21 protein-coding genes are annotated in these 15,916 nt (G+C 40.6%); 9 read left to right on the forward strand and 12 right to left on the reverse strand.

What is annotated here, in order from left to right:
• Positions 1–21: 21 nt before the first annotated feature.
• The 6 genes from BG260_RS07710 to BG260_RS14465 all read left to right on the forward strand — a co-directional run bounded on the left by BG260_RS07710 (position 22) and on the right by BG260_RS14465 (position 2,931).
• Positions 22–714 (forward strand): NuoI/complex I 23 kDa subunit family protein, encoded by a 693-nt coding sequence (locus BG260_RS07710; protein WP_069131383.1) that lies wholly within the window; start codon positions 22–24, stop codon positions 712–714.
• 11 nt (positions 715–725) lie between these two features.
• The gene (locus BG260_RS07715) at positions 726–1,280 is read left to right on the forward strand and encodes a hypothetical protein (protein ID WP_245683927.1); all 555 of its coding nucleotides are present in this window, start codon (positions 726–728) and stop codon (positions 1,278–1,280) included.
• A gap of 8 nt (positions 1,281–1,288) precedes the next feature.
• Positions 1,289–1,900, forward strand: a complete 612-nt coding sequence (locus BG260_RS07720; RefSeq protein ID WP_069131385.1) for a hypothetical protein — start codon at positions 1,289–1,291, stop codon at positions 1,898–1,900.
• Complete coding sequence (locus BG260_RS07725; RefSeq protein WP_069131386.1) at positions 1,884–2,345, forward strand: redoxin domain-containing protein; 462 nt, start codon at positions 1,884–1,886, stop codon at positions 2,343–2,345. The genes BG260_RS07720 and BG260_RS07725 overlap by 17 nt, the downstream gene beginning before the upstream one ends.
• Before the next feature lie 210 nt (positions 2,346–2,555).
• A complete protein-coding gene (locus tag BG260_RS14460) occupies positions 2,556–2,747 on the forward strand; it encodes a response regulator (protein ID WP_281179589.1) in 192 nt (63 codons plus the stop codon).
• Entirely contained in the window at positions 2,725–2,931 is a 207-nt protein-coding gene (locus tag BG260_RS14465) for a response regulator (RefSeq protein ID WP_281179590.1), read from the forward strand. Before BG260_RS14460 ends, BG260_RS14465 begins: the two co-directional genes overlap by 23 nt.
• On the opposite strand, the gene BG260_RS07735 is transcribed toward BG260_RS14465, so the two are convergent.
• From BG260_RS07735 to BG260_RS07750, 4 genes are read right to left on the reverse strand one after another with little or no spacing between them, the layout of a single operon-like run.
• A complete protein-coding gene (locus tag BG260_RS07735) occupies positions 2,928–3,260 on the reverse strand; it encodes a DUF952 domain-containing protein (protein WP_069131387.1) in 333 nt (110 codons plus the stop codon). The genes BG260_RS14465 and BG260_RS07735 overlap by 4 nt on opposite strands.
• On the reverse strand, positions 3,257–4,210 hold the full coding sequence (locus BG260_RS07740; RefSeq protein ID WP_069131388.1) for a succinylglutamate desuccinylase/aspartoacylase family protein: 954 nt from the start codon (positions 4,208–4,210) through the stop codon (positions 3,257–3,259). Before BG260_RS07740 ends, BG260_RS07735 begins: the two co-directional genes overlap by 4 nt.
• Positions 4,203–5,135, reverse strand: coding sequence for a 30S ribosomal protein S6--L-glutamate ligase (rimK, locus tag BG260_RS07745; RefSeq protein WP_069131389.1), 933 nt, complete (start codon positions 5,133–5,135; stop codon positions 4,203–4,205). Before rimK ends, BG260_RS07740 begins: the two co-directional genes overlap by 8 nt.
• Positions 5,136–5,141: 6 nt before the next feature.
• Positions 5,142–5,585 carry an ATP-dependent zinc protease family protein gene (locus BG260_RS07750; protein ID WP_083750168.1) on the reverse strand — a complete coding sequence of 148 codons (444 nt, stop codon included), beginning with the start codon at positions 5,583–5,585 and terminating at the stop codon, positions 5,142–5,144.
• A 99-nt stretch (positions 5,586–5,684) separates the two neighbouring features.
• Between BG260_RS07750 and BG260_RS07755 the strand changes: the two genes are divergently transcribed.
• Positions 5,685–6,752 carry an alanine racemase gene (locus tag BG260_RS07755; protein ID WP_069131390.1) on the forward strand — a complete coding sequence of 356 codons (1,068 nt, stop codon included), beginning with the start codon at positions 5,685–5,687 and terminating at the stop codon, positions 6,750–6,752.
• Positions 6,749–7,255, forward strand: a complete 507-nt coding sequence (locus BG260_RS07760; protein ID WP_069131391.1) for a hypothetical protein — start codon at positions 6,749–6,751, stop codon at positions 7,253–7,255. The genes BG260_RS07755 and BG260_RS07760 overlap by 4 nt, the downstream gene beginning before the upstream one ends.
• Here BG260_RS07760 and pssA read toward each other — a convergent pair.
• From pssA to BG260_RS07800, 8 genes are all read right to left on the reverse strand, one after another.
• Entirely contained in the window at positions 7,245–8,069 is an 825-nt protein-coding gene (pssA, locus tag BG260_RS07765; RefSeq protein WP_069131392.1) for a CDP-diacylglycerol--serine O-phosphatidyltransferase, read from the reverse strand. The two genes, BG260_RS07760 and pssA, sit on opposite strands and share 11 nt — an antisense overlap.
• A gap of 2 nt (positions 8,070–8,071) precedes the next feature.
• Positions 8,072–8,719, reverse strand: coding sequence for a phosphatidylserine decarboxylase family protein (locus tag BG260_RS07770; RefSeq protein ID WP_069131393.1), 648 nt, complete (start codon positions 8,717–8,719; stop codon positions 8,072–8,074).
• A 6-nt stretch (positions 8,720–8,725) separates the two neighbouring features.
• A complete protein-coding gene (rseP, locus tag BG260_RS07775; protein ID WP_069131394.1) occupies positions 8,726–10,069 on the reverse strand; it encodes an RIP metalloprotease RseP in 1,344 nt (447 codons plus the stop codon).
• Between the two features lie 5 nt (positions 10,070–10,074).
• Complete coding sequence (dxr, locus tag BG260_RS07780) at positions 10,075–11,229, reverse strand: 1-deoxy-D-xylulose-5-phosphate reductoisomerase (protein ID WP_069131395.1); 1,155 nt, start codon at positions 11,227–11,229, stop codon at positions 10,075–10,077.
• 42 nt (positions 11,230–11,271) lie between these two features.
• Positions 11,272–12,183, reverse strand: a complete 912-nt coding sequence (locus tag BG260_RS07785) for a histone deacetylase family protein (protein ID WP_069131396.1) — start codon at positions 12,181–12,183, stop codon at positions 11,272–11,274.
• A 13-nt stretch (positions 12,184–12,196) separates the two neighbouring features.
• Entirely contained in the window at positions 12,197–12,940 is a 744-nt protein-coding gene (gene pgeF / locus BG260_RS07790) for a peptidoglycan editing factor PgeF (protein WP_069131397.1), read from the reverse strand.
• Position 12,941: 1 nt separating this feature from the next.
• Positions 12,942–13,808, reverse strand: a complete 867-nt coding sequence (gene aroE, locus BG260_RS07795) for a shikimate dehydrogenase (RefSeq protein WP_083750169.1) — start codon at positions 13,806–13,808, stop codon at positions 12,942–12,944.
• Positions 13,809–13,887: 79 nt separating this feature from the next.
• On the reverse strand, positions 13,888–14,352 hold the full coding sequence (locus tag BG260_RS07800) for an SRPBCC family protein (protein ID WP_069131398.1): 465 nt from the start codon (positions 14,350–14,352) through the stop codon (positions 13,888–13,890).
• Positions 14,353–14,645: 293 nt separating this feature from the next.
• On the opposite strand from BG260_RS07800, the gene BG260_RS07805 reads away from it, so the two are divergent.
• A complete protein-coding gene (locus tag BG260_RS07805) occupies positions 14,646–15,854 on the forward strand; it encodes a hypothetical protein (protein WP_069131399.1) in 1,209 nt (402 codons plus the stop codon).
• Positions 15,855–15,916: the final 62 nt, after the last annotated feature.

The raw sequence follows: 15,916 nt of genomic DNA on the forward strand, positions 1-15,916 counted from the left end.
AATTCATAAACGTGCATTGACATGCAGAAAAATCTTGATCAACCGGCAGCAAACCCGTTAACGGACGATTTTAAGCGCGAAAGAAAGCTTTCATTTTTGGAGAAGCTCTACATTCCGGAAATTTTGAAAGGGTTGAAGTATTCGTTCAAACAGATGTTTGCTCCAACATTTACGATGAAATACCCTGAAGAAAAATGGAATCCGCCAGCATCATTCAGAGGTCGTCCCGTTTTGGTTGAAGATAACGGAAGAGAACGCTGCGTAGCCTGCGGACTCTGTGCACGGGCTTGTCCGCCGTTGGCCATCAGCATGCAGGCAAATGAAGATGCCGAAGATCCAAAAGAGCGCTATCCCGATTTCTTTGAAATAAACATGCTTCGCTGCATCTACTGTGGATATTGTGAAGAAGTTTGCCCGGAAGAGGCGATTGTAATGAGTAAGGATTATGATATTGTTTTCGAATCACGTGAAGATGCTGTTTATGATAAAGAACGTCTGCTGGTTGCTAAAGAAGACCTGGAAGACCGGTTAGAATTCCTTCGCAATTATAAAAACAGACAGTTTGGACAGTTCTGGGATTTCCAGGAAGAGAACAACATTCACTCTGTTCGAGATCGTGATACAGACTGGAACACTGGACTCTCTTTAGTGGATATGCTCGAACAACAGAAGAAAAATGACGCTACGGAAGCATCCAAAAACTGGTCTGTTTAGTTTTCTCACTTATGATGACTGATCAGGAAGTAACCCAGAAACAGTACGAAAAGCTGCTTGAAGATGTAGGTTATCTCGGAGATGAGGCCGAAGCACTTCAATATGTTATAGACAGAGTACCGCATTCTGAAGACCCGCCTGAAGGAAGATCTATCTATTCTACGCTAAAACTGATAGATCATGCACAGGTAAATTACTTTCGTCCGATTATTGAACAGATTTTTGCCCAAAATAGACTTCTCGATCTTTCCGAATTAGAAGAGTACGAAGATACGTTTGAAGAGGAGGACAAAGAAGAGAGAGACATACAAAAAGCTCTCAGAAAAATCGTTAAACATCGGGCAGCACTGTTAAATGTAGTCAAGAAAATTCCTCTGATCGACTGGGAGCGCGGCGTTAAAAATAGACAGGGCCATATCATTACACTCTACGATTTTGTACAAGGTATGATTCGTGAAGAGAGGAAACACCTGAAAGAAATTGCCGACCTGATTCTCGTGTATCAGAATGAAAAGATGGCACAAAAGGAGATTAACGCGAAAGCAAATCAACGAAAATCGAACTGAGAGGGATTGTGTGGAGTGATATTTTACTGATCCTTGCATCAGCATTTTGCGCCACCTACGCAACGTTTTCAATCAGAGATCGCCATCGTGATGTACGAAATGTTTTTATTATTTCATTTACCTCTGTAATACTTTATCAGATACACCTCTTTATAGACTATCAATATATTACTGTTGTAAACGAACTCTTACTTCTGACCGTCTTTACCTCTCTCTTAAGTATTCTTTTATTGACAATACGAAAGTTAAAGCCGGCCTTTGCCAGGTACCCTTATGTCATCTCATTTTTCCCATTTATAATTGTATTACTCTATCCGCTTATAGCAGGGGAGATCGCCATCATATACCTTGTTATACAGCTATTACAGGCTGCAGCACTGATTTCTCTGCTTTTGATCATCATTAGCCATATGGATACCAATCAGGCAAAAATGCTTACCATAATAACATTTTTCCTTTTACTGGCATCCGGTATTTTTTATTGGTTTAAAGAAATGGTTGCCGTTGATAAATGGTTGTGGCAAACATTAACTGCTATAGCTATGAGTACTGGTATTTATGCATTCTCTCATTTCTATAAAGACAATGAACAAATGAAAAATTATGACCCCAATTACTAAAACAATAGCTACAAATTTTACTTTACAGGACACAAACGGTGAAAAAGTAGAATTAAAGGAACTAACAAAAGACGGTAAAGTATTGCTCTTATTTTTCCCACTGGCTTTTTCGAATACCTGTACGGATGAACTGTGCCAGATAAGGGACAACATGAAAATGTATAACTCTTTGGATGCAAATGTAGTGGGAATAAGTGTAGACAGTTTCTTTACACTTAAAGAATTCAAAAAAGCAAACAATCTGAACTTTACTCTGCTCAGTGATTTTAATAAAGTGGTCTCGCAAAGTTACGACTGTCTGTATGAAGATTTTTACGGTATGAAGGGCGTTTCAAAAAGGGGAGCGTTTGTCATTAATCGTGATATGGAAATTGAATATGCAGAAGTTCTCGATGACGCTTCAGATCTTCCTGATTTCAAAAGTATAAGCCAAGTATTAAAATAGATATAAGTAACTTTACGATCGAATCAAAAGAGCCATCTTTAAAAGGGTGGCTATTTTTGTAGGAGAGAGTATCAATACATAAGATGAAGGCTTAATTGCATTAACTTTACATAATATATATTATACGACAATGCATATATTCCAATATCGTAATCATTTATTTTTTACCTTAAATCTCGTTAAAATCTTTGCCTACACCTTACTACTGCTATGAAGATATTCATTGTTGAAGATGACCGGGTTCTCCAACTGATGCTAAAAAAAATGGTTGAACGGTTAGGACATTCCATCTCCGGCACAGCTATATCAGGATCGGATGCAATTGAAAGTATCCTCACATCAAAACCCGACCTCATTCTCATGGATATTCAGCTAAAACATGGATATTCAGCTAAAAGATGAAATCGATGGTATTCAGGTTATTGATGAAGTTTATAAAACTGTTGAGATCCCTGTTATCTACATCACGGGGAATTCAGATCAGAAATATAAAATACGTGCTCAGCAATTTGGTTTTATCGACTATCTGATCAAACCTGTTTCTTTCGAAGTCCTTACAGAGTCAATTTCGAAAGCAAACAATTAGTCCAGAACAATATCTACATCAAAACTTCCGTCTTTCTCGCAGCTAATGCGAATTTTATCTAAAACAGCATCTACCGGTATTGCATCCTCAAAACGCACCTCACCATCTACCTCTTTAGGCCTTTTCTCCATCCTGGAGATATCGATAATGATCAGAAATAGATTTTTTCGTCCTGAGAACTTACTGTTTAGGATTTCATTGACCTCACCGGCCTTAAAAAGATGAATGTAATTTTTTTCTTTCAACTCATCGGGGACAAATTTACCCGCTGATATTAATGAGGGCCATTTTCTTGCCGATACGATATAAAATAAAAGATCTGATTTCATAATGAGTCGTCTGTTTTTGCGATGTGTAAAATTGCGTCTCCTTTGTGAACTACGGGATTATAATTTAACCCAATAACTCTGCCTTCGAACTTACTGATAACCTTAACGGATTCATTTCCATAAGGATCAGTGATTCTGCCAAGCAACTGACGTTTTGTTATATGTTCACCCAAGATGATTTTAGGTTGAAAAAGCCCGGCAATTCGAGCTCTTACCCAGCTTGATTTCTGATAAATTTCAAATTTCTGAGGAGCAGGTGCTTTACTTATCATACCCAAATGTTTCATAAGGCGCTGCGTCCCCTGGATCGCCTCGTTTACACCAAATTCGTCTATTCGCAATGACTCCCCGGTCTCAAATACAAGAATCTGTTTCCCTTTTTTGTAGGCAGCTTTCCGAAAAGATTTATCGATTAAACTTGAATGAAGTATTACAGGTGGTGAAAAAGCTTTGGCTAGTTCAACATTTTCATCTATTTCAAAAGAGCATCGAATCTGAGGGAAATTGGAACGACTTGCTCCACCCGTATGAAAATCAATTCCATAATCAATTTTAGGAATGATCTCATTCATAATATTATAAGCCACCAAATTTGCAAGCGAACCTCCTTTTGAACCGGGAAAGCTTCGGTTGATATCTTTCCCGTCAGGAACTCCACGAACATTTTGTATAAATCCGTAAACATTCATCAATGGAATGGCAATCACAGAACCGGCTTCCGGTTTTAACAGGTTTTTGGTGAGCATTCGCCTGACAATCTCAATACCATTGATTTCATCCCCGTGTAAACCTCCTGAAATCAGTAACGTCGGGCCTTTTTGTTCTCCCCTGATGACTCTTACAGGCAAATCTATACTGGTGTATGTGGGAAGCTTTGCAATGGACAGATTTATAAGTTTATCCTCTCCCCTTGCAATTTTTGTCCCGTTAATTTCAATAATATCAGACATCTGAATTGTATTTTTTGCTCTTACGCCTTTTTGACTGCTCAATTCGCTTAACAACAAAGTTGATCACTTCTGTGGCTATATCTTTATTTGTGGTTTTTTCAATTCCTTCCAGCCCCGGTGATGAGTTAACCTCAAGCACTAAAGGACCTCGCTCGGATTGAAGCATATCAACTCCTGCAATTGAGAGTCCCATTGCTTTAGCTGCTGTTAAGGCAACCTTTCGCTCCTCCTTTGTCAGTTTGATGAGTGTTCCTGTTCCACCTTGATGTAAATTGGATCGGAACTCTCCCTCTTTACCCTGCCGTTTCATCGCCCCAACAACCTTGTTGTCTATCACAAACGCGCGTAAATCTGCACCTTTTGCCTCTTCTATAAACTCCTGAACTATCACACGAGCCTTCATGCTATGAAAAGCTTCAATAATCGATTCCGCTGCTTTTTTTGTCGGTGCAAGCACCACACCGTACCCTTGAGTTCCCTCCAATAGTTTTACGATAAGAGGAGCTCCGCCAACACTGTCTATAATTTTCTTGACCTCTTTACTGTAATTCGTAAAAACAGTTTTAGGCATACCGATATCTGCCCGGGCAAGTATCTGTAAACTTCTCAATTTATCCCTGGATCGAACAAGTGCCTGCGATTCCACCGCAGTCGGAACGTTCATCATCTCAAATTGACGAACAACCGCTGCACCGTAAAAAGTTACAGAAGCTCCGATTCGAGGAATAACCGCGTCCACATTTTTTACTCTTTCACCTTTATAATAGATCGATGGTTTATCCTGTTCAATAACAATGTCACACTTCAAGTGATCCAGAATAACGGCTTCGTGCCCTTTATTCTCGATCGCCTCCACTAATCGTTTTGTTGAATAGAGTGAGCGGTTTCTTGAAAGAATGACAATTTTATAAATCGGGTGCTGCATGGGAACCTAAGCCTCTTTTGGTGTGAGATAAATTTTAGATACATCGACTAAAAATTTGTCGGTAAGGAATTTACGACCAATTAATACAGGGAATTTCATCTCTGAACGATCGGTTAATGTCAACTCCATTATTCGTAGTTTACCAAAGAATTTCACTTTCCTTTTAATCGTGTATCTCCTTTCGATTTGACCATTTGAACTTTTTACACTTCTGATAGAATGGATTGGGCAACTGTACGGAGAGTCCTCATATTCAGGATGGTTGGGGTCCAAAACATTAAATCGAACCCACTGACTATCATTCTTGTCAAACGTTTCTATATGATGACAGTGCAAACTAGATGTATAAGCACCGGTATCAATTTTTGCATCGAGATTGTAGATAGAGAACTCCGGAAAGTCGATTTTCTCTATTCTGCCAATGATCGGTTTTGTGCGATTATTTTTCAATATTTTCCTTTTTTTGGTGGACCAAAAATAAGACCTTTTAACCTGTATTGCATTCTTATTTTATACTCATAATAACCCTCAACTGAACATCCTTTTTGAATGAAATTGAAACCATCTCTCATTCTCGACCCCAATCGTTGTAAAAGTAATATTGCCAGAATTACACAGAAAGCGAAAGATCACGGTTTGGATTTTCGCCCCCATTTTAAAACACACCAATCGAAAGAAGTGGGCCGATGGTTTAGAAATGAAGGAATTAACGGAATTACTGTATCCTCCGTTGATATGGCGAAATATTTTACGGAGGATGGCTGGAGTGATATAACTATTGCCTTTCCATTCTATTCCGGGATGATTGAAGGACTAAAAGAGCTTGAATCAACAACCAAACTAAGGCTTTTTCTAAATGATGAACAGGATATTCAACGACTCAATAGAGAACTAAATAATCCATTCAAAATATACATTGAGATAGATGCCGGTTATGGTCGAAGCGGAGTTTCTCATAACGATTATGGAAAAATAGAATATCTGATGAAAGCTGCAGAGGAAGGTGAGCTTTCCAAGTTCCACGGCTTTTATATTCACGATGGCGGAACATATAAAGCACGAAGTATTGAAGAAATAAAATCACTCATACTAGACTCTCACTCTGCATTAAAAACGTTGAAAGAGAGATACCCCGATGCAGCAACATCACTTGGCGACACCCCTTCTGCCAGTGTTTTAAAGAGTTTTGAGGGAATTGATGAAATCACACCGGGTAATTTAGTCTTTTACGACTGGATGCAGGTTCAGATTGGAAGCTGCCGTGCAGATGATGTAGCCGTTTGGGTTGAAGTACCCTTTGCTCAAGAGATTTCCGGCAATAAAGCAATTGTACACAGCGGAGCTGTACACTTTTCTAAAGATTATATTCTCTATAATGAGCGGAAAAATTTCGGCCAGGTTGTCCATCCCGACTCAGAAAAATTAATTCCCAAGGAAAACTGTTTTCTCTCTGCCCTATCCCAAGAGCATGGAACCGTGTCCGGATTTAGCAAAGAGTCTATCCAAGAGAACGGCTCCATACGGGTTCTGCCGATTCACTCCTGTCTGACAGCAAACCTTTTTGACAAATACATCACCCCCGACGGAAAAACGATCGAGAAAAGAGTGTTATCATGATGAATGAGCTTGAAATAGAGGAGAAATACTCAAAATTTTGGCCACTGGTCGCAACCATCAGCGGCTTGGTAGCTATTGTGCTTTTTACCTTCTATCTGACTGTAGACGAAGTATTGATAGAGGGATATTTACGATTGACTGCTTTTTCATTCTTTGCGTTAACTGTTCTCAGTCTGTTTAAAGTAAAAGATGGTAAAGTGATGATTCAGTTTGAGAAAGATGAAGACAGCATAGCCATAAGATACATTGTCCGAAATAGATTAGTCTACGAAGAGGCATTCCCGCTTTCCGATATTGAGGAGATAAAAGTGGATCAAATGCCGAACAAATCACTCTACAACGACTTTGCGAAGAAAGATCGAACTGTTCGATTAAAGAAAAGAAAATCGGATGGCTGGTTATACCTGGCTCAGCTGCACGGACGAGTTATTCCGTTGACAGAAAATAACGCTTTAAAAGTGAAGGACTTTTTTATATCCGCTATGGAAAAAGCTAAAAATTAATTCCATTGTTCAGGGGGTCCGGATCATCCGTGAACGCTTGTTTCCAGAATATATACGCTCCTAAAACAAGCCCTTTGAGGATAAAGAAGGAAAACACGATAATAAGGCCGATATCCTGGAAGATCAGGATTAAGATTAAGTAGACTAAAATCAACAACAGGCGAGCTTTATATTTTTTAACGGAGTCCCGGTCAAACCTTGGGATTTTATCAAACGGAATGGTGCTCACCATCAAAAATGAGAGCAGTATAACTACAGGAATGAGAACACTGATAACCCCCTGCTCAAACCCATCAAACAGGTGAAGTTTGTTGGAAAATGTGAGGTAAAAACCGGAGAACATGACCGCTTGTGCCGGTATCGGCAAACCACGAAAATAGACTGCATTTTCGGCATATTTCGATTCTACATTGTACCTCGCCAGCCGGATGGCACCGCAAATGGGCGGCAGTGCACTCAATAAAATTCCAATGATCGCGAGTTCATTGAGAGCAAATGTATAAATTAAAAATCCCGGAGCAACCCCAAATGAAACCACATCGCTGATGGAATCGAGCTCCATGCCAAACTCACTGGTTGCATTGGCCAGGCGGGCCATGAAACCGTCTAATGCGTCAAAAAGTCCTGCAAAAACAATGAGCCAGGCACCGAATCTCAGGTTCCCATCCGCTATTAGAATAATGGCTAAAAATCCACAAAACAGGTTCATCAATGTGAAAAAGCTCGGTACCACGATTCGTGGAATAGGCTTTATCTTTCGTTTTTTTTGCCTCTTACCTTTCTTGAACCTCAGTTTCTGGATCGGATATTTCATAATCAGTTAATTTTACCGATGATTGATTCTCCGGCCACGGTTTTATCACCAATCTTTACTTGAATATCAACATTTTTGGGAAGCAGAAGATCCATTCTGGATCCAAATTTCATGATACCAAATCTCTCTCCCGCTTTTAAGGTATCTCCTTCATCTATGTGATACACGATTCGTCGAGCCAGGAACCCGGTAATCTGTTTAAACATCATTTTCATACCAGAAGAATGACGCACTCCAAAATGAGCCCGTTCGTTCATTTCTGAAGCGTGATCCTCCCATGCCATCAAATATTTCCCGGGATAGTACTTCAGGTACTCCAGCTTCCCGGATATCGGATTTCTGTTGACATGGACATTCAACGGTGATAGAAAAATGCTAACCTGTGTCACAGGCTCACCTACGTATTCATTTTCCTCTACATCCTGAATGAGAACTACTTTCCCGTCTGCAGGTGAAATAATCAGGGAGTCGTCGTTTGGAGTAATTCTGTCCGGATCACGAAAAAAGTAGAGAACCAGTCCGCAAAGTGCCACCAACAACGGATACACAATGTACCCCAGCCAAACCGGAGCAAATGTGAGTACGTAGATGACAAGTAAACTGAATCCGAATACAACGGTAATTGTAGGAAATCCTTCCTTTGCGAGCATTGGTTATTAGCCTCCGAAAGTTCGTAGAATATCGTTAAATGTGACAAGAATGAATATGCCGATGAGTAGAATAAAGCCAAGTTGCTGCAATCCCATTCGCACTTTTGGAGAGGGTTCGCGACGAGTGATGCCCTCGTATAGAAGAAACATGAAATGGCCTCCGTCCAGTGCCGGTATTGGCAGCATATTCATAATAGCAAGTGTGATGCTCAAAAACGCGGTGATATTCCAGAACCCGAGCCAGCCGCCACGGTCGGTTGCCTCGCGGGTAATATTGGCGATGGCTACAGGTCCGCCCAGGTTGTCTCTTACCGAAATATCACCGGAAAACATTTTACCCAAACCCTGAACAATACCAAATAGTGCATCATTAGATCGGGAAACACCTTCACCTAAAGCTCCGGCAAAAGAGTACTCTACCCTTTCTACCCGAAATACATTTGTAAAATCGGGGGATGCTATACCAATCTGACCAGTATTTGGATCAGGTGTAACATTCACTTCTATCTGCTCTCCATCTCTTTCGATTAAAAAGTTCAGAGAAGATTCTGAAGACTGAATTTTTTCTACCACTTGGACCCAATAATCTACCGGCTCTCCATCTACAGCAACAATTTTATCACCGCCTTTTAAACCGGCTTGTTCGGCAGGTGATCCTTCTTGAACTGAAGAAATTGTACTGGGTAAATAGTGTTCTTGAGAGATAAATCCGTCTTTACTAACTAAATCTAAAAAATTCGGCGGTGTCGGAATTTCCATTCTCTCACCATTCCGTTCAATCAAAAAAGTAACATTTCGTTCAGTTAGTGCCGATGGATTAAGTAGCTGACGGAAATGCTCTACCTCTCTCCCATTCACACCAATGAGCCTGTCACCGGTCCGTAGGCCGATATCATAAGCAACGGATTGTTCACTCACGTAGGCACCCTTCATGGAATCAATAGGAATTACGGAATCTCCGTAACTGAGAGCAATTCCTGCATAGATAAGGATGGCCAGAATAACATTAAAGATTACTCCGGCTGTAATCACAATCATTCGCTGCCAGACAGGCTTTGCCCTGAATTCGTCAGGTTGCACCTCTTGGTCCACAAATTCAGTCTCCATAGACTCATCCAGCATTCCGGCAATACTTACGTATCCGCCTAGCGGTGTTGCACCGATCACATATTCAGTGTCCCCTTTTTTGAATCCGAATATTTTAGGCGGGAAACCAATAGAAAATTTATCAACTCTCATGCCAAAGAACTTAGCAGCAAGAAAATGGCCCAGTTCATGTATAGTTACAAGAATAAAAATTGCAGCTATAAAAATGAGAATGGTACTCGAAAAACTTAAAATCCAATCCATAAAATCTATTGTAGTAAAGTGCGTGCAAACTCACGCGTTTGCTTGTCAACCAACCGTAACGTTTCGGGAATCAGTTCCTTGTTCGATTGAATACTGTTTAAAGATTCTTCAATAATTAATGGGATGTCAATATAACGAATTTCATTGTTCAAAAAGCGTTCTACAGCAATTTCATTTGCGGCATTCAAGATAGCCGGAGCAAATCCACCGGTTTTTGAAGCAGTGATGGCCAACTCTAAACATGGGAATTTTTTGTAATCTACCGGTTCAAATTCCATATTTATTGTTGATGAGAAATCCAGTGTAGCATTGGGGTAATCCACTCGGTCGGGGTATGTCAATGCGTATAAAATTGGGACTTTCATATCCGGAGGGCCCAGTTGTGCTTTAGATGAACCGTCAATAAACTCCACAATAGAGTGAATAATACTTTGCGGATGAATAACCGGATGAATCTTGTCTACAGGTAAATCAAAGAGCCATTTTGCTTCAATGATTTCAAGACCTTTATTCATCATAGTTGCCGAATCAACAGTAATTTTAGAACCCATCTCCCAGTTGGGGTGCCTCAGGGCATCTTTAACTGTAACACTCTTAAGCTCTTCAACGGTGTGACTCCTAAAGGGGCCGCCGCTTGCCGTAATGATGATTTTCTGTATTGATTCGGACTTTTCTCCCACGATGGATTGTAACATGGCCGAATGCTCGGAATCAACTGGTATCAGGTTTCCTTCTTTGAACCCCGGGAGTTTATTGAGGATCTCACCTCCTACAACCAATGACTCTTTATTTGCCAGTGCCACTCGCTTACCTCGTTCCAATGCTTTGTAGGTTGGTATAAATCCGGAAAACCCCACAAGACTATTCAGAAGGATGTCGTAATCTGCGTCTATCGTCAGATCTTCAAGAGACTGGGCATTAAAAAAAACGGAAACCGGATTGTAAGTCAGCAACGATAGGAACTCTTCTCTGTTTGACTCATCACACAGAACCAGGTAGTCCGGTTTAAGGAGGTTAGCCTGTTGTGCAAGCTTTTGAAAATTCTGATTCGCCGTCAATATCGAAACTGTAAACAGTTCCGGTTTTTCGAGCACTATTTCTATTGCCTGAGAACCAATAGAACCGGTTGATCCGAGTATCGCTATATTTTGTTGCTTCAAGTACTATCTCTTCGTTTATCTGTTGTGCTAAAATAGAGAATGTTAGTGAAAGTACGGAGCCGAAATCTCCTTTGCGGTTTTATACATTAACGCATGTGCCTCAACTGTTTGAAGAATAGTAGGTGCATACCCGCCCGATAATAGAAGAGCCAGTGGAATCTCTTTCTGTGTGACAGTTTCAATTACGAGACGCTCCCTCTCCTCTAAACCTCGAGTGGTAAGTGATAATCTTCCAAAATGATCATCCTCCAGCGGATCAATTCCAGCCAGATAGAAGATTAGATCAGGTGTAAACTTTTCGAATACCTTATCCAGAGAGTCGCCCAAAGATTGAATATATTCCCGGTCTCCGGTTTTATCAGGAAGGCCAACATCTAAACTGGAAGGCGGTTTTACAAACGGATAATTTTTCTCTCCATGAATGGAAAATGTAAAAACGTTGGGTTCATCTTCAAAAATTGCGGCATTCCCATTTCCCTGGTGTACATCAACATCAATGATCATCACCTTATTTACCCACTTAGATTGACGCAGGACTTTGATGGCAACAGCCACGTCATTATACACACAAAAGCCTTCTCCGTGATCGGGCATCGCGTGATGGGTACCGCCAGCCAAATTACCGGCAATACCGTCCTGAAGTGCCATCAAACCGGTATTAATCGTTCCCTGAACGGCAAGACGAGACCGAATAGCCAACTCTTTGCTCCAAGGTAATCCCATTCTTCGAATCTCTTTTTTTGTAAGGTCTCCTGTCCAGACTCCATGACCATATCGCTGGGTGTGAACCGTATATAGATTTGCAAAATCAACCATCGACGGTTCAACGATATCTGTTTCTTTAAAAACGTTATTATTGATCAGATAGTCGCGTAATCCCGAAAATTTCTTCATCGGGAACACATGATCTTTAGGTAGTGGAGCAACATAGCCCGGAGAGTAACTAATTCTCAAAATGAACTGTAATTTACGATTCGTTAATTTTTATAAGACCTAACATACGTCCGGCACTGTCTCGTTCTCTTCTGTACGAGTAAAATTTAGGATCGTCGATGGTACATTCTGTAGAAATTTCGATATGCTTTTGATCAATACCTGCATTTAAAAGCTGCCATAAAATGAACCCTTTTAAATCTACATGTGGCTTTTTGTATGAGTTTCGATCCACGAAACGTTCCGGGAATTTACTTGCAACCTCCTCACCAACTTCAAAATTTTTCAGAGAAATACATGGACTGATGTAGATTCGAATATTCTCCGGGTTTGCTCCGAGCTTCTCCATCGTCTTAATTCCTTTCGGCACAATCCCCTCGGCTGCTCCTTTCCAGCCTGCATGGAAAGCACCAATCACTCCATTTTCTTGATCTGCGGCTAAAATCGCAGCACAGTCTGCCACCCGGATTCCCAGCGCCAAGCCTGTTCTGTTTGTTACAAAACCATCTGTTCCATCATAAATTCCCGGACTCGAAATGTTAAGAATCTCCGTTTGATGAACCTGATTTGCAATCGCCAGCCGTTGATAGTCCCAGTCAATCTCCTTGAATAGAAATTCAAAATTTTGATCAACTTCCTCTTTTGAGGCATTCGTATTATAACCAAGGTTTAAACCGGGTACCCTGCTTTCAGAATTGAAAGCTTCTCTGTTTGAAAGAGAGAATAGAGCTGAGATTGACGAATTCGAATCAAAAATATATGGGTAGTATAATTTCATGTCATCCACTTAATCTATTGACAAGCAGGGTTTTAACTTCTTCAAAAGGAAAACTTTTACCCGTCCATATTTCAAACGAACGATTCCCTTGATGGATGAGCATATCCAATCCGTCAACCACCTCTGCACCAACCCCTTTCGCTTGTTTCAAGAAAGTAGTTTCAAGCGGATTGTATACAAGATCGTAACAGACATTCCCTGACAGGTGCTGAACATCCCTCTCATCAACCGGTGAGTTCTGAACGTTTGGATGCATTCCAAGTGGTGTGGTGTTCACGATCAGTGCTGCATCATCTGCATAGGCCTGCCATTCACTGTAACCTACTGTTTTTGAATATAGTGCGTTCGATTGAACACCTGCACGTTGCGGATTCCTTGACACATAGATCACCTCTTCCATCCCAAGAGTTTCCAGTCCAATACGAACGGCTTTCGATGCCCCGCCGGTTCCAAAAACAATGGCAACTCCGCCTTCGAGCTCATCGATATAGTTCAGCAAAGGTGCGGTAAAACCGTGGATATCCGTATTGTGACCAATTAACCGGGATCCGGATTTTGCAATGGTATTAATGACTCCGGCCTGAATTGCATAATCGTCTAAAACGTCAACAGTATTTGCAAACTGCTCTTTATAGGGTATGGTGATATTACACCCTAAAAACTTATCCTTGTTCAGCCAGGAGACAAATTCAGCGAATTCATTAGGCAGCAGGTTTAGAGCCAAGTAGTTGGCCTCAATATTGTGATAATCAAGTGCATATTGATGCATAGCCGGGGAAAGGGAATGTTCAACTGGATGTCCAACCACAAAGAAATGTGGTTTTTTTGAGAACTCCGATTTCTTAAACTCTGTAAGTGTGTAAGCCATGCAGAAAAATAAAATATTGACAAAAAAAAAGCGCCTCAACAGTAGTCAAGGCGCAATTTCATTGAGTCGTAGCAGTAACTTATGCAGTTACTTCTTTCGTCTCTTCTTCGGTCTCATCTTTAAAAGTGCCTGATTCGGCTAACTCTTTAAACTTATCGAGATCTTTTTTCAATTGAGCCGGCAGACCTTCAATAAAGTTTGCAAGATCTTCTTCGGCATCACCAAAGAACGTTCTGTAATCCAATGAGAAATCAACTCGTGTTCTTTCGCCGTTATCTAACGGTGTGAAACGAATTGTTCCGGTTTGATTCAGATTTCCATTAATCGTAATCCAAGCAAATCGTGTATTTCTTAAATTATCGATAATATTTGTAGTCCATTGAAACTCCTCGTTCCCGATCTTGGTTGTATATTCAAACGTCTGAGAGTTAATTTTTTCAATGTTGTCAATTCGCTCGAGAAATTTAGTAAACTGACAAGGGTTGGATAGCAATTCGTAAACTTTGGCTAAAGGTAAGTCTACTTCGATTCTTTCGTGCGCCATAGGTATGATAAAGCTTCAGAAATGAAAAGTTATAATTCAGAATTGGTGTTGTTTGGGACGTGTATAGAAGACATCCACAATGCAATAAATTTACGCATATTTTGATTAAGCTTCAATTGATTTTAAAAATAAATAGTATAAATTATCATCTTCGGCCTTATACGTTTCTTCCCCTTCTGTTTATCGTATGCACGCTTTGTTCACTCACTCCCCATCGGGCAGACGCTCAGATAAATCTATTTGGGAAGTATCAAAATTATAATGCTGTTCAAACTACGGGTGAACACTCTTTTTTGGCAGGCAGAAATAGACTGCGCTTTCAGTTCAACCAAAATTTTACTTCCGGTAACATTATTGGTGAAGCAGATTTAGTACACAACTATCTTTCCGGTGAGCTTGATACGGAATTGCTGGTACGAGAGATCTACTTCGAAAAATATTATGATAATAGCGATCTGCGTATTGGTCGGCAGTTAATAAACTGGGGAAGAACCACCGGCGGTTTCGTTACAGACATCATTTCACCAACAGATTTAAGAGAGTTTCTAACGTTAAGTCCGGAAGATTTTCGATTGGGTGTTACCGCTATTGATTTCCGTCGTTATTTCTCCGCAAATTCACTTCAGTTCATTTTTAGCCCGATTCCTGAATATGATCGTATTCCCGATCAGGAGTCCAGATGGTTTCCGCTCCAGCCGGCCCCCTCCCCTGTACCCTATTCAGTTATTGGACCTGAAAGAGATTTCACCATCACGTACGTTCAGGCAGCCACCCGGTTTTCGTGGCGTTCTCGCTCTTCTTTTGATTTGGATGCTATGCTGTTATACTGGCACCACCCAATACCTGCCTTTGCTTTGGAAATTACCCCCTTAAACTTCCAGACGTTGCCATCAGTTGCACTTAGGGAAAGTTACAGAAATTCGCCTATAGGTGGTTTTTCTTTTGAGTATTTATTTGATGGAAACTGGAAATTTCAGACAGAAAGTTTATTCGTTTATGAACGCCTGTTTACATTTCTGCCCGTATCAGTTAATCGTCTGGAAGATGCCCTTGAAGATCTTCCAACTGCAATTCAGGTATTACAGGAGTTTGAGGTAAGAGATGATGGGTATCTGCTTAAAAAACCCTGGCTGCACTCAATGATTGGCGTTGAAACGGATCAATTGGGCACAAATTTTAGTCTCCAATTCTACCTTGAAAAGATTTTCAACTACGAAGAGCGCATTCTTCCACAAGAATACTTTCCGTACGCTACACTATTTGCTGCGCGGCCATTCCTAAGAGATCGCCTTCAGGTAACAGCTCTCAGCAGATATAACTTTTACGCCAAAGATTTCTGGTTTCAGCTTCAGGGTACATATGAAATTTCCGACGGTTTTGAAGCCACCGTAGGTACTAACTTGTTTGGCGGAGAAGCGATCACCCCTTTCTACGGTCATTTCACCTTTAATCAGTTCAGGGAAAACAGCTTCATTTTTTCCAGAATAGCCGTCTATTTCTAAAACTTAAAGGAATTCGGCTGACCAAATTTGGGTTCAGTCAGCAGAGATAAATAACCATTCAT

The organism is Rhodohalobacter halophilus, from assembly GCF_001715195.1.
GTDB lineage: Bacteria > Bacteroidota > Rhodothermia > Balneolales > Balneolaceae > Rhodohalobacter > Rhodohalobacter halophilus.